Annotated in this window: 14 protein-coding genes; 11 read left to right on the top strand and 3 right to left on the bottom strand. The window is 60.3% G+C overall.

What is annotated here, in order from left to right; translation table 11 throughout:
• Positions 1-95 precede the first annotated feature (95 nt).
• Positions 96-1,376 carry an HlyC/CorC family transporter gene (locus tag MLD24_RS13775; protein ID WP_227172099.1) on the bottom strand — a complete coding sequence of 427 codons (1,281 nt, stop codon included), beginning with the start codon at positions 1,374-1,376 and terminating at the stop codon, positions 96-98.
• Positions 1,377-1,491: 115 nt separating this feature from the next.
• Positions 1,492-2,298, bottom strand: a complete 807-nt coding sequence (locus MLD24_RS13770) for a cytochrome C assembly family protein (protein ID WP_248167192.1) — start codon at positions 2,296-2,298, stop codon at positions 1,492-1,494.
• Positions 2,299-2,459: 161 nt separating this feature from the next.
• Here MLD24_RS13770 and ffh point away from each other — a divergent pair, with 161 nt between their 5' ends.
• The 10 genes from ffh (at position 2,460) to recJ (ending at position 12,540) form a co-directional block, all read left to right on the top strand.
• A complete protein-coding gene (gene ffh, locus MLD24_RS13765) occupies positions 2,460-3,848 on the top strand; it encodes a signal recognition particle protein (protein WP_227172097.1) in 1,389 nt (462 codons plus the stop codon).
• Positions 3,849-3,990: 142 nt separating this feature from the next.
• Positions 3,991-4,230 (top strand): 30S ribosomal protein S16, encoded by a 240-nt coding sequence (rpsP, locus tag MLD24_RS13760; RefSeq protein ID WP_227172096.1) that lies wholly within the window; start codon positions 3,991-3,993, stop codon positions 4,228-4,230.
• A gap of 25 nt (positions 4,231-4,255) precedes the next feature.
• The gene (rimM, locus tag MLD24_RS13755; protein ID WP_248167191.1) at positions 4,256-4,783 is read left to right on the top strand and encodes a ribosome maturation factor RimM; all 528 of its coding nucleotides are present in this window, start codon (positions 4,256-4,258) and stop codon (positions 4,781-4,783) included.
• A 3-nt stretch (positions 4,784-4,786) separates the two neighbouring features.
• A complete protein-coding gene (trmD, locus tag MLD24_RS13750; RefSeq protein WP_227172094.1) occupies positions 4,787-5,545 on the top strand; it encodes a tRNA (guanosine(37)-N1)-methyltransferase TrmD in 759 nt (252 codons plus the stop codon).
• Positions 5,546-5,569: 24 nt separating this feature from the next.
• Positions 5,570-5,926 (top strand): 50S ribosomal protein L19, encoded by a 357-nt coding sequence (gene rplS / locus MLD24_RS13745; protein ID WP_248167189.1) that lies wholly within the window; start codon positions 5,570-5,572, stop codon positions 5,924-5,926.
• Between the two features lie 141 nt (positions 5,927-6,067).
• The gene (xerD, locus tag MLD24_RS13740; RefSeq protein WP_248167187.1) at positions 6,068-6,979 is read left to right on the top strand and encodes a site-specific tyrosine recombinase XerD; all 912 of its coding nucleotides are present in this window, start codon (positions 6,068-6,070) and stop codon (positions 6,977-6,979) included.
• 176 nt (positions 6,980-7,155) lie between these two features.
• Positions 7,156-7,902, top strand: coding sequence for a thioredoxin fold domain-containing protein (locus MLD24_RS13735; protein ID WP_248167185.1), 747 nt, complete (start codon positions 7,156-7,158; stop codon positions 7,900-7,902).
• Between the two features lie 161 nt (positions 7,903-8,063).
• Positions 8,064-9,365: a homoserine dehydrogenase gene (locus tag MLD24_RS13730; RefSeq protein WP_227172091.1), complete on the top strand. Its 1,302-nt coding sequence runs from the start codon at positions 8,064-8,066 to the stop codon at positions 9,363-9,365.
• 12 nt (positions 9,366-9,377) lie between these two features.
• Positions 9,378-10,778, top strand: a complete 1,401-nt coding sequence (gene thrC, locus MLD24_RS13725; protein WP_248167183.1) for a threonine synthase — start codon at positions 9,378-9,380, stop codon at positions 10,776-10,778.
• A 31-nt stretch (positions 10,779-10,809) separates the two neighbouring features.
• On the top strand, positions 10,810-12,540 hold the full coding sequence (gene recJ, locus MLD24_RS13720) for a single-stranded-DNA-specific exonuclease RecJ (protein ID WP_248167182.1): 1,731 nt from the start codon (positions 10,810-10,812) through the stop codon (positions 12,538-12,540).
• A 12-nt stretch (positions 12,541-12,552) separates the two neighbouring features.
• Here the strand turns inward: recJ and MLD24_RS13715 are convergent, their stop codons facing one another.
• On the bottom strand, positions 12,553-12,720 hold the full coding sequence (locus MLD24_RS13715; protein ID WP_248167180.1) for a hypothetical protein: 168 nt from the start codon (positions 12,718-12,720) through the stop codon (positions 12,553-12,555).
• Between MLD24_RS13715 and prfB the strand changes: the two genes are divergently transcribed.
• A protein-coding gene (gene prfB, locus MLD24_RS13710) for a peptide chain release factor 2 (protein WP_227172088.1) occupies positions 12,719-13,814 on the top strand; the annotation gives its coding sequence in 2 pieces (ribosomal slippage) (positions 12,719-12,790 and positions 12,792-13,814; 1,095 coding nt in all). The two genes, MLD24_RS13715 and prfB, sit on opposite strands and share 2 nt — an antisense overlap.
• The last annotated feature ends 57 nt before the right edge of the window (positions 13,815-13,871 follow it).

Below are 13,871 nucleotides of genomic sequence, written 5' to 3'. Positions count from 1 at the left end.
CTTTCGAGTTCTTGGCCGGCTATAACCAATCACTCTATAGCTAGCTGCTGGCAGCCTGCTCCGCGCCCTGGTTGGCGAGGGACAGGCTGGCCCGTCTACGATCTGAGTGGTCTGGGCCGGCGCGGCGCAGCGTGAACGATGGCGGCCTTCACCACGTTGTCCTTGATCTGCAGAATCTCCAGGCGGTGCCCTTCGACGGTCAGACAGACATTGCTCTCCGGAATGGTTTCCAGGGTTTCGGTGATCAGGCCATTCAGGGTCTTGGGGCCATCGGTGGACAGTTTCCAGCCCAGCGTTTTGTTGATGGTGCGAATCGCTGTGGAGCCATCAATAATGTAGGTGCCATCGTCCTGCGGAATGATGTCCGGGCTGGTGGCGGCGTAGTCGGTGGTGAAGTCGCCAACTATCTCTTCCAGAATGTCCTCGAGCGTGGCCAGGCCCAGCACTTCGCCGTACTCGTCCACCACAATGCCGAACCGCCGCTTTTCTTTCTGGAAGTTGATCAGTTGGGTGTTCAGCGGTGTGCTTTCGGGAATGAAGTAGGGTTCGCGGCACAGCTGCATCAGTTTGGCCTTGTTCAGGTCTTCTTCCATCAGAAGCTTGGTGGCGTTACGCAGGTGCAGCACGCCCTGGATGTTGTTGATGTCGCCTTTGAACACCGGCAGGCGGGTGTGTTGGCTGCTGCGCATCTGGCGGATGATGGTGTCCAGGTCGTCATCCAGGTCGATGCCCACCACTTCGTTGCGGGGCACAAAGATGTCGTTGACGGTGACGTGTTCCAGATCGAGGATGCTGACCAGCATGTCTTTGTGTTTGCTGGGGATCAGAGCGCCGGCTTCGTTAACCAGGGTGCGCAGCTCCTCGCGGCTGAGATGGTCGCTGGCGGCATCCTGGGCGGACACGCCAATCAGTTTGAGGATGGCGCCGGTAAACAGGTTGACCAGCCAGACCGCGGGGTACAGCACCTTGAGCAACGGGCCAAGTGCGTAACTGGCGGGGAACGCGATCTTTTCCGGAAACAGCGCGGCAAGGGTCTTGGGGGTGACCTCGGCGAAAATCAGGATGGTGATGGTCAGCAGTAGCGTGGCAATGGCGATGCCGGCGTCGCCCCAGATGCGGATGGCGATGACCGTGGCAATGGAGGAGGCCAGGATATTGACGAAGTTGTTGCCGATCAGGATGACCCCGATCAGTTGATCCGTTCTCTGCAGCAGGCCCTGGGCCCGTTTCGCGCCGCGATTGCCGGTCTTGGCCAGGTGCTTGAGACGGTAACGGTTCAGAGACATCATGCCGGTCTCTGAACTGGAGAAGAACGCGGACAGCAGAATCAGCCCCGCGAGGAGCGAAAACAGCGCCGTAAGCGATGCCTCGTTCAACAGATGGTGTCCTTATATTGCGGATAAGATGCGAACATAGGGGGCGGGGTTTTCGCTGTCAACCCCGTTTCCTTGTCCTGCGTGACGTCTGGCGAATTCGCTGACGGGTACCGGATCAGCCGATGCGGTGAAAGACCAGTTCCAGCACGAATTTGCTGCCATAGAATCCCAGCATCAGCAGCAGGCAGCCGGTGAGGGTCCAGCGGCTGGCGGTAATGCCGCGCCAGCCCTTGGTATAGCGGCCAATCAGCAGTGCCACAAACACCGCCAGTGACATCAGCGAGAAGATGGTTTTGTGGGCAACGTTCTGGGCGAAGAGGTCATTGACGAACAGGGCGCCAGTGATGATGGCCAGGATCAGCAGCACCACGCCGGCCCACACCATCTCGAACAACAGCGATTCCATGGTCTGCAGTGGTGGCAGGTTGCGCACCAGCAGGCTGTTGTAGTTGTGCTTGAGTTGGCGGTTCTGGAAATACAGTACCACGGCCTGGGCGGCAGCAAGTGTGAACAGGCTGTAGGCGGTGATCGACAGGGCTACGTGGGACAGCATGCCGTAGTTGTCAGCCGCCACCAATTGGGCGGATTCCGGTTTCGCCAGCAGCATCAGGATGGTGATACCAGCCAGGGGGTAAGCGCCCAGAGAAAGGTTCTGCACCGGCTTGCGGATGTTGAACAGCAGCAACAGCGCAACGATGAGCCAGGAGATCAGCACGGAGCTTTGGAAAAAGCCGAAATCAAACCCGCCGTCGTGATGGAGGGTCTGCCACAGCAACAGGCCGTGGCCGATCAGCGCAAGCGTACCGATCAGGCTGGTGACGGCGATATTGGTGTGGACTCGGCCGCGAAAGCTGAGGGCCTGCAAGGCTGTTCCGACGCTATAGAGGAAAAGCGAGGTTACCGCGAGGATCAGCGTTCCCATGTCGTCCTTAATCAAGTTGCTCGGGTCGGGCATCAGTAGAGGGCAGATTTGACCGGGTTGGTCGTTTCAGCGCGATAGTCTGGTTATAATGTCGCGATTGTGCAACCGGAATCAACCGGTTCCCTGTTCATGCATCCATTTTTTCAGGGTACGGATTCACTATGTTTGAGAACCTGACAGACCGACTCTCTGGCAGTCTGCGGAAAATTTCCGGTCAGGCCCGCCTGACGGACGACAACATTAAGGCGACCCTGCGTGAGGTCCGCAAAGCACTGTTGGAGGCGGATGTCGCCCTGCCGGTGGTCAAGGCCTTTATTGAAAGTGTGCGTAAGCGCGCGGTGGGCCAGGAGGTTCGTCGCAGCCTGACGCCGGGCCAGGTGTTTGTGAAAGTGGTCCAGCAGGAGCTGGAGCGGGTCATGGGGGATGGTTCCGAGGCCCTCAACCTGTCCACTCAGCCGCCGGCCGTGATCATGATGGCGGGCCTGCAAGGGGCCGGTAAGACCACTACCGTGGCCAAACTGGCGCGCCAGCTCAAGGAGCGCGAGAAAAAGTCGGTCATGGTGGTCAGTGCGGACGTCTACCGTCCGGCTGCGATCAAGCAGCTGGAGACCCTTGCGGGGGAAGTCGAGGTTGAGTTCCATCCCAGCAGCGCTGACCAGGACCCGGTGGCGATTGCCGAGGGCGCGATTGACGCGGCGCGTAAGAAGCACCTGGACGTGGTGATCGTTGATACCGCCGGCCGTCTTCATGTCGATGAGGACATGATGTCGGAAATTCGTCGGCTCCATCAGGCGGTAAACCCGATTGAGACGCTGTTTGTGGTCGACGCCATGACCGGTCAGGATGCCGCCAACACCGCCAAGGCCTTTAATGACGCCCTGGCGCTGACCGGCGTGGTGCTGACGAAGACCGACGGCGATGCCCGAGGCGGTGCCGCGCTGTCGGTGCGACACATCACTGGCAAGCCGATCAAGTTCCTTGGTGTCGGCGAGAAGAGTGACGCCCTGGAGCCGTTCCATCCGGACCGGGTTGCCTCTCGGATTCTCGGTATGGGGGATGTGCTCTCCCTGATTGAGGACGCCGAGCGCAAGCTGGACCAGAAGAAGGCGGAAAAACTCACCAAGAAGATCAAGAAAGGAAAGAGCTTCGATCTGGAGGATTTCCGCGACCAGCTCCAGCAGATGAAGAACATGGGCGGTGTCGGCGGCCTGCTGGACAAGCTTCCTGGCATGGGGCAGATGGCCGAGGTGGCGCAGCAGCAGGTCAATGACAAGAGTATGGGGCAGATGGAAGCCATTATCTGCTCGATGACGCCGAAAGAGCGTCGTTACCCGGATACCATCAACAATTCCCGCAAGCGCCGCATCGCGACAGGCTCAGGTACCCAGATCCAGGACGTCAACCGGCTGCTCAAGCAGCACAAGCAGATGGCCAAGATGATGAAGAAATTCAGCAAGAAAGGCGCCATGGCCAACATGATGCGGGGCATGGGCGGGATGATGCCGCCGGGCGGCGGAGGTGGCGGTATGCCTCCGTTCGGGCGTATGTAAAAGTCGAAGGTATTAGCTGTTTCCTTTGGCGCTCTTTTGGCATAGAATAGCGCCCCTTTCGAGTATGGGTCTTCGTATCGACTGTTAGGCGGTTGATGCGAATCGTACAAAGTTCGTACAACTGAACAGGATATTGGTCGAAATGGTAACAATCCGTTTGGCTCGTGGCGGCTCCAAGAAGCGCCCGTTCTACCATCTGACAGTCACCGACAGCCGCAAATCCCGCGACGGTCGTTTCATTGAGCGTGTAGGTTTCTTCAATCCGGTTGCCCGTGGTCAGGAAGAGCGTCTGCGCGTAGATCGTGATCGCGTTGACTACTGGCTGGGCCAGGGCGCTCAGGCCAGCGAGCGCGTCGCGCAGCTGCTGAAAGGCGCTGAGTAAGATCGACTCTCGACCGGGGTAGGGCATGGCAGTGAGTTCGCAGGAAACTGTGATAGGCCGGATTACCTCGGTGTATGGGGTCAAGGGATGGGTCAAGGTCTTTTCCTATACCGATCCCATTGAAGGTATTCTGAACTATCCGAACTGGACTCTGGTTCAGGACGGCAAGCGGGTACCCGTCCAGCTGGAGCAGGGGCGTCGGCACGGTCCGGGCATCGTGGTCCAGCTCAAGGGTGTCAGCGATCGCGAGGTCGCTCGCGGTTATTGCGGTGCCGATATTGTCGTCCCCACTGATGTCATGCCAGAACTCCCTGCCGGGGAGTACTACTGGCATCAGTTGGAGGGGCTGGTGGTTGAAACGGTCGAAGGCGAATGCCTTGGCAAGGTTCATCACCTGATTGAGACCGGCTCCAACGACGTATTGGTGGTTCACGCGACGGTCGATGCCATCGACCAGCGGGAGCGCTTGATTCCCTATCTCCCCGATCAGGTGGTCCGGGAGATTGATCTCGCTTCCGGAAAAATGGTGGTGGACTGGGACCCGGAGTTCTGACTGGTGTGGATTGCAGCAGTTAGTCTTTTTCCGGAGATGTTTCAGGCCGTTACTGATTACGGCATCACCGGTCGGGCGGTTCGTGACGGGTTGCTGAGTTTCCAGAGCTGGAATCCCAGGGAGTTTACCCACGATCGGCACCGTACGGTGGATGATCGTCCCTATGGTGGTGGTCCCGGCATGCTGATGAAAATTCAGCCGTTGCGGGATGCCATCCATGCGGCCAGGTCGGCGGCACCAGGCAAGGCCTGTGTGGTCTATCTGTCACCGCAGGGTGAGACGCTCAACCAGTCCGTGGTGGAGTCGTTGGCGGCTGCAGAAAACCTGATTCTGGTGGCGGGTCGTTACGAGGGTGTGGATGAACGCCTGATAGCGACGGAAGTCGACCGGGAGGTATCGCTGGGCGACTTCGTGTTGTCCGGCGGTGAGCTGGCAGCGATGTCAGTGATTGATGCGGTTACTCGCCTCATCCCCGGAGCGCTGGGTCATGCGCAGTCGGCGGAGCAGGACTCCTTTGCCGACGGTTTGCTGGATTGTCCGCACTACACCCGGCCCGAAGTGTACGAAGGTCAGGCGGTGCCGGATGTTTTGTTAGGCGGTCACCATGATCAGATCCGGCGTTGGCGGCTGAAGCAGTCGCTGAGGCGAACCTGGGAGCGACGCCCGGACCTGCTGGAACAGCGGGTGTTGACGGACGAAGAGCGTGAGCTGCTGGATGAATTTTTAAATGAACCGGGTGCCACTGAACGTTCAGGGCATTGAGAGATTGGGTATCAGGAGCATACGATGAGCGGCAAGAACAACATCATCAGTCAGATTGAAGCAGAACAGATGACCAAGGAAATCCCTGCCTTTGCGCCGGGTGACACCGTGGTTATTCAGGTTCGTGTTACTGAGGGCAACCGTGAGCGTCTGCAGGCGTTCGAGGGCGTTGTTATCGGTAAGCGCAACCGTGGTCTGAACTCTTCCTTCACCGTGCGTAAGATTTCTTACGGTGTGGGTGTTGAGCGGACTTTCCAGACTTACTCCAAGCTGATCGACAGCATCAGCGTCAAGCGTCGTGGTGACGTGCGTCAGGCCAAGCTGTACTACCTGCGCGACCTGTCTGGTAAGGCTGCTCGTATCAAAGAGAAGCTGAGCTGAGTCGACAGCCCGGGCGACCGGGCGTCGAACAGATCCAAGGATACTGGGCTGCTGTGGCAGTTCAGGATCAGAAAAGGCAGCCATTGGCTGCCTTTTTTTATGGCTGTCGCAGCTGGCGATGGCGGGAGGTGAGAGGCGCAAGTGGCTACGACCGGGGCTGACAACAGCCAACTGATAGAGCGGTTCTGTGATGCTATCTGGTTGGAGGAGGGGCTCGGTGAGCAGACCCGTTCCGCCTACCGCAGTGACCTGCTTCGCCTGGCGGCCTGGCTTGATCAGCGTCCTGTCGCAGTGCCCCTGGCGGCCGCAAGCCGCACCGATCTGCTGGGATGGATGTCCCAGGCTCTGGCGCAGGGGCGCAAGAGCAGTACAGCGGCCCGCCGTCTGTCCTGCCTGCGGCGGTTCTACCGCTACCTGCTGCGGGAGCAGATCATCTCCGAAGACCCGACGCTGCGCATTGACAGCCCTCGCCAGCCTCAGCGGTTGCCCGATGCGTTGTCAGAGGAGGAGGTCGAGGCGCTGCTCAGTGAGCCGGATGTCGAGATCCCGCTGGAATTGCGCGACCGGGCGATGCTGGAGATTCTGTACGGCTGCGGATTGCGGGTCACTGAGCTGGTGACCCTGCGGGTGGATCAGGTCAATCTGCGCCAGGGGGTGGTCCGGGTCACCGGTAAAGGCGGCAAGGACCGGCTGGTGCCACTGGGTGAGGAAGCGGTGGACTGGTTGCTCAGCTACCTCAATCAGGGGCGGGATGTGCTGCTCAAGGGGCAGGCTTCGGATGACCTTTTCCCGGGTAATCGCGCCCGTGCGATGACGCGCCAGACCTTCTGGCACCGGGTCAAGCGCTACGCCGCCCGCGCGGGTATCCACAAGCCGCTGTCACCCCACACTCTGCGTCACGCCTTTGCGACCCATCTGCTCAACCACGGTGCCGACCTGCGGGTGGTGCAGATGCTGCTGGGGCACGCCGACCTGTCGACCACGCAGATCTATACCCATGTGGCCCGCCATCGCCTGAAAACCCTGCACGGGGAGCACCATCCCCGGGGCTAGACGTGTTTTCAGAGCTGTGGCCGCGAGAGCCACTGGTTTGGTAATGCCGGTTGGGCCTGATACATTGGGAGTTTGTCTGAATCCCCGGTGAGTGTTGGGCATGACTGTTGTCTGAGCTCACCGCTGGCATCCTGGCCTGGCGGGATTCATGGACCCCAATTCACACGAGATTTATTATGACAGTATGCACACAGGCGATCCGGTCGCTGACGTTGACCGTCCTGGGCGGCGCGGTACTTTTTACCCAGGCCGTTTCTGCCGGCGAGGTGGAGGATGCCATCGCCGAGCAGATTGCTCAGGCCCTGCCTGCGCTGGGGGAGCTGGATATCCAGCCAACGGAAGCGGAGGGGCTCTATCAGGTAATCACCGAGCAGAACGAGGTGGTGTACACCACCGCTGACGGCCAGTTCCTGATCAGCGGCGAATTGCTGCAGGTAACCGAGGGCGGGCTGGTCAATGTGACCGAGGCGACCAAGTCCGAACTGCGGGTCAACGCCCTGGCAGACATGGGCGATGACGGCGTGATCCGCTTTGCTGCCGACGGCGAGCAAAAGGCGGCAATCAACGTGTTCACCGACATCGACTGTGGCTACTGCCGTAAACTCCATGCCGATGTTCCCCGCCTCAACGAGCTTGGCATCACCGTCAACTATTACGCCTTCCCGCGCTCCGGTCCCGGTTCCTCCTCATTTGCCAAGTACGAATCGGTCTGGTGTGCCGAGGATCAGCGGTCTGCGATGAATTCGGCCAAACAGGGCGAGTCAGTGACGCCGGCAAGTTGCGACAACCCGGTGATGGAGCAGTATCGACTGGGCCGGCAGCTTGGCGTCACCGGCACCCCGGCCATCGTGCTGGAAGACGGCAACATGGTTCGCGGCTATGTCCCTGCGGAGCAGCTCGCCAAGGGGCTTGGCGTACTGTAAGCGCCAGGCTGGTCAGGATGTGCACACATTGGCCGGTATAGTCGTTATACTATGCCGTCCCACAGCGAAGGAGCTTCTTGAAGCTGGTGATGGTCGGCAAAGGTTCAGGTCGGTGATCAGGCGTCAAGAGTTCCCCAATCAACAGGAACAGAGGTGAGAGTTTGAAAGACGTCAATGTCGGAATCTGCGGGCTGGGTACAGTCGGTGGCGGTACCTTCAATGTCCTCAAGCGGAACGCGGACCAGATTGCCGGTCGCGCAGGCTGCAACATCCGAATTAGCCGGATTGCCAGCCGCACTGCCCGCGAAGACCTGGAGCTGGGGGACATTACCTTTACCACCGATATCTTTGACGTCGTCAACGATCCGGACGTGGACATTGTGGTTGAGTTGATCGGTGGTTACGAAACTGCCCGTGAGCTGGTGATGACCGCCATCAATAATGGCAAGCACGTGGTGACCGCCAACAAGGCGCTGATCGCTGTCCATGGCAATGAGATCTTTGAGGCTGCCGAGGCCAAGGGCGTGATCGTTGCCTTTGAGGCTGGGGTGGCTGGTGGTATCCCGGTGATCAAGGCGGTTCGTGAAGGGCTGGCAGGTAACCGCATTGACTGGATTGCCGGGATCATCAACGGTACCGGTAACTTCATTCTCACCGAGATGCGCGCCGGCCGTGAGTTCGCCGATGTGCTGAAAGAGGCTCAGGCACTGGGCTACGCCGAAGCGGACCCGACCTTCGATGTGGAGGGCATTGATGCCGCCCACAAGCTGACCATCCTGGCGTCCACCGGTTTCGGCGTGCCGCTGCAGTTCGAGAAAGCCTACACCGAGGGCATCTCCGGCATTACCCCGTACGACATCACCCACGCCGAAGGCCTGGGCTATCGCATCAAGCACCTCGGTATCGCCCGTCGCCGTGACAGCGGTATCGAGCTGCGGGTGCATCCCACTCTGGTGCCCAAGGACAACCTCATTGCCCAGGTAGACGGCGTGCTCAACGCTGTGCTGGTGGATGGCGATGCGGTTGGCCAGACTATGTACTATGGCCCCGGTGCCGGCGATGAAGCCACCGCCTCAGCGGTGATTGCGGACTTGGTGGACGTGGCTCGTGCCGTTGCCAACAACAGCACCCAGCGTGTGCCTTACCTGGGCTTCAGCAACGACGCCATGGCCGACCTGCCCGTGCTGCCGATGGAGGAAATCCAGTCGGCCTATTACCTGCGGATCCAGGCGCTGGACCACCCGGGTGTGCTGGCCAAGGTCGCCTCGATCCTCAGTGAGCAGGGCATCAACATCGAGTCCATCGTTCAGAAGGAGTCCGAACTGGAGGACGGCCGCATCCCGGTCATCATCCTGACCCATACCGTTCAAGAGCGGCAGGTTAACCTCGCGATCGAGGAACTTGAGGCTCTGGCCGACGTGGACGGCCGCGTGGTGCGCATCCGGGCAGAAAACTTCAGTTAACAGGAAACCATCGTGAGATATATCAGTACTCGGGGTGATGCCCCTGCATTGGGATTTGAGGACGTTCTGCTCACCGGCCTGGCGATCGACGGTGGTCTCTATGTGCCGGAATCGCTGCCGCATTTCAGCATTGAGGAAATTCGCAGCTGGCGTGGCCTGTCCTACAGCGAACTGGCGTTCAACGTCATGCACCCGTTCGTTGACGACGCCATTCCGGCCGACGACTTCCGCGCCATGCTGGAGGATACCTACAAGGAATTTGCTCATCAGGCGGTAGCGCCACTGGTCCAGCTCGACACCAACGAATGGGTGATGGAGCTGTTCCGGGGCCCGACCCTGGCGTTCAAGGACTTTGCCCTGCAGTTGCTCGGTCGCCTGCTGGACTATGTGCTGGAGAAGCGCAAGCAGCACGTGGTGATCATGGGGGCGACCTCCGGTGACACCGGTTCGGCGGCCATTGAGGGTTGCCGCCGTTGCGAGCATGTGGATATCTTCATCCTGCACCCGCATGAACGGGTCTCCGAGGTGCAGCGTCGGCAGATGACCACGGTGCTGGGGGACAACATCCACAACATCGCTGTGCGTGGCAACTTTGACGATTGTCAGCGTATGGTCAAGGAAAGCTTCGGCGATCAGTCGTTCCTGGGGGGTAAGACCCAGCTGGCGGCGGTCAACTCCATCAACTGGGCGCGGATCATGGCCCAGATTGTGTACTATTTCCATGCCTCCCTGGCTCTTGGCGGCCCTGACCGCAGTCTGGCGTTTTCCGTGCCGACCGGAAATTTCGGTGACATCTTCGCCGGCTACCTGGCCAAGAAGATGGGGCTGCCGATCTCCCAGCTGGTGATCGCCACCAACCGCAACGATATACTGCACCGCTTCATGAGTGGCAATCGCTACGAGCAGCATCAGCTGGAGCACACCCTGTCGCCGAGCATGGATATCATGGTCTCCAGCAACTTCGAGCGTCTGTTGTTCGATCTGCATGGTCGCGACGGTGCGCTGGTAAAGGATCTTCTTGAGCGTGCCCAGCAGGGGCCGGTCAGTATCGAGGATTACCGCTGGCGCCATGCCCGCAAGCTGTTTGACAGCGATGCGGTGGATGACAAGCTCACCTGCGATACCATTCGCGAAGTGTTTGAGCGTAACGAGTACCTGCTGGATCCCCACACCGCCATCGGTGTTCGTGCTGCCCGCAACTGCCGCCGTGACCCGGCGGTGCCCATGGTGACTCTGGGTACGGCTCATCCGGCCAAGTTCCCGGATGCCATTGCGGAGTCCGGCCTGAGCATCAAGCCTGAGCTGCCGGTGCATATGGCGGATCTGTTCGAGCGGGAAGAGCGTTGTTCCGTTCTGGAGAATGATCTTTCCGTTGTGCAGTCGTTTATTGCTGACCACTGGAAACACGCCTGACCTTGCGGTCAGGCTCCTGCCCCCCGTTTCTATGACTTCCAGAAAGATTCTGCGACGCCCCATGCCGGCACAACCACCGGCGTGGGGGGAACAGCTGCCGCCACTGCTGCGGCGGCTTTATGCGGCCCGAGGCGTCCGTTCTGATGCCGAGCTCAGCTACACCCTCAAACACCTGGCGTCGCCGATGCAGCTGCGGGGTATCGAGCGGGCTGTAGAGCTGCTTGCGGAGGCCATCCGTCAGCAGCAGTCGGTGATAATCCTCGGTGATTTTGACGCCGATGGCGCCACCAGTACCGCGGTGGCGATGCTGGGGTTGTCGATGCTGGGGCTGCGCGAGGTGGACTTCCGGGTGCCCAGCCGGTTTGCCGACGGCTATGGCCTGACCCCTGGCATCCTCCATCGGCTGCAGCAGGATGGCTCGTTGCCGGATCTGCTGGTGACCGTGGACAACGGCATTGCTGCCCTCGACGGTGTGCGGGTGGCGCGTGAGTTGGGGGTGAAGGTTGTGATCACCGACCATCACCTGGCGGGTGAACAGTTGCCCGATGCCGATGCCATCGTCAATCCCAATCAGCCTGGTTGTGAGTTTCTGAGCAAGAATGCCGCCGGCGTTGGCGTGATGTTCTATGTGCTGACCGCGCTGCGCCGACACCTGCGCGAGCAGGGCCTGTTGCCCCAGCCGGAGCCCAATCTGGGCAGCCTGCTGGATCTGGTGGCACTGGGCACGGTGGCCGATGTGGTGCCGCTGGACCACAACAACCGCATCTTTGTGGAGCAGGGACTGCGGCGAATCCGCCAGGGTGAGGCCAGACCGGGCATTCTGGCGCTACTGGAGGTGGCGGGGCGGGATCACTCCCAGATCAGCGCCACCGACCTGGGCTTTGTGGTGGGGCCGCGGCTCAACGCCGCCGGCCGGCTGGATGATATGAGCGTGGGCATTGCCTGCCTGCTGGCAGATGGTCGCGATGAGGCCCGCCGGCTGGCCACTGAGCTGGATACCTTCAACCGTGAGCGTCGCAACATCGAGCGGGAGATGAAGAGCCAGGCCCAGGATCTGTTGGCCGACCTCTCGCTGGATCAGGACGGGCTGCCCTGGGGGCTGGCGTTGTTTGATCCCGACTGGCACCAGGGAGTGATTGGTATTCTGGCGGCGCGGGTGCGGGAACAGACCCACCGGCCGGTGGTGGCGTTCGCACCGGGCGAAGACGGCCAGGAGCTGAAGGGCTCGGCCCGTTCCATCCCCGGCCTGCATATCCGCGATGCCCTGGCGGTGGTCGATGCCCGGCATCCCGGGTTGCTGAAGAAATTCGGTGGTCACGCCATGGCGGCGGGAATGACCATTGCCCGGGCAGATCTAGACACCTTCGTGGCGGCTTTTGACGCCGCGGTGCGGGACAGCCTGCAGGCCGAAGACCTGGAAGCGGTGATTACCACCGACGGGCCGCTGCAACCGCAGGAGCTGACTCTGGACACCGCGCTGTTGTTGCGGCGCGCCGGCCCCTGGGGTCAGCACTTTCCCGAGCCCCTGTTCGATGGCCGGTTCGAGGTCATCAGTCAGCGCATCGTCGGCGAGAACCACCTTAAGTTGGTGTTGCGGCCGGATCATGGTGGTGAGGTGGTGGACGGCATTGCCTTCAACACCGGCCCCGAGGTACCGGACTATACCCGCACTGGCGCCTGGATCGTTTATAAGCCCGATGCCAATACCTTCCGTGGTCGTACCAATCTGCAGCTGCTGATCGACTATCTGGAACCGGCCTGACCGGTCAGCGAATTAACCGAGCGAGTTACTGAGCGTGATCCGGAGATCGCTGTATTGTCCTGGCTGATCTGACGGCGGATTTCCGGTAAAATGCCGCCTCTGTTTTTTACGTTCCGGCTGACGGCTGACCAGCCTGGCGGGAACGTCTGTCCATTTCTCGACAATGAGTAGCGGTTTCATGGAAATCAATCCCATAGTGACGAAGATCAAAGAGCTTCGTGAGCGCACTGATGCGCTTAGGGGGTACCTTTGACTATGACCATCGCAGTGAACGACTGGTCGAAGTTGAGCGCGAACTGGAAGATCCCTCTGTCTGGGATCAGCCGGACCGGGCCCAGGCCCTTGGCAAGGAACGGGCTGACCTGGAACTGATCGTCAAGACCATCGACAATCTCACCTCCGGTCTCGATGACGCCGAGGGGCTGCTGGAGATTGCCGTTGAGGAGGACGACGAAGGCACCGTGGCCGACATCGTCGCCGATCTGGAAAGCCTCGATGGCGACCTGCAGAAGCTGGAGTTCCGTCGCATGTTCTCCGGTGAGATGGATGCCAACAACGCCTATCTGGATATCCAGGCGGGCTCCGGTGGCACTGAGGCTCAGGACTGGGCCAACATGCTGCTGCGGATGTACCTGCGCTGGGGCGAGCGTCACGGTTTCAAGACCGAGATTGTCGAGGCCCAGGACGGTGAAGTGGCGGGCGTCAAGAGTGCCACGGTGCACTTCCAGGGCGAGTACGCCTATGGCTGGCTGCGTACCGAAACCGGCGTCCATCGTCTGGTTCGCAAGTCGCCGTTCGATTCCGGCAACCGTCGTCATACCTCGTTTTCATCGGTCTTTGTGTCGCCGGAAGTGGACGACAGCTTCGAGATCGAGATCAATCCGGCCGATTTGCGGGTGGATGTCTATCGCGCCTCCGGTGCCGGTGGTCAGCACGTAAACCGGACCGAATCCGCAGTCCGTCTGACCCACAACCCCACCGGTATTGTGGTGGCCTGTCAGGCCGGGCGAAGCCAGCATCAGAACAAAGACCAGGCCATGAAGCAGTTGAAGGCCAAGCTGTACGAGTTCGAGATGCAGAAGCGCAACGCCGAGAAGCAGAAGCAGGAAGACGCCAAGGCCGACATCGGCTGGGGCAGCCAGATCCGCTCCTACGTGCTGGATGACAGCCGGGTGAAGGATCTGCGCACCAAGGTTGAAACCAGCAATACCCAATCGGTGCTTGATGGCGACATCGACAAGTTCATCGAAGCCAGCCTGAAGATGGCGCTGTAACCGGACGGGTGGCCGCAGCGGTCACCCAATCCCTCCTTTTACCAGAGTGTTAGTGAG

Source organism: Marinobacter xestospongiae (assembly GCF_023156385.1).
Lineage (GTDB): Bacteria > Pseudomonadota > Gammaproteobacteria > Pseudomonadales > Oleiphilaceae > Marinobacter > Marinobacter xestospongiae.
The sequence above is the reverse complement of the archived record's forward strand: the minus strand, read 5'-3'. Positions and strand labels throughout refer to the sequence as shown.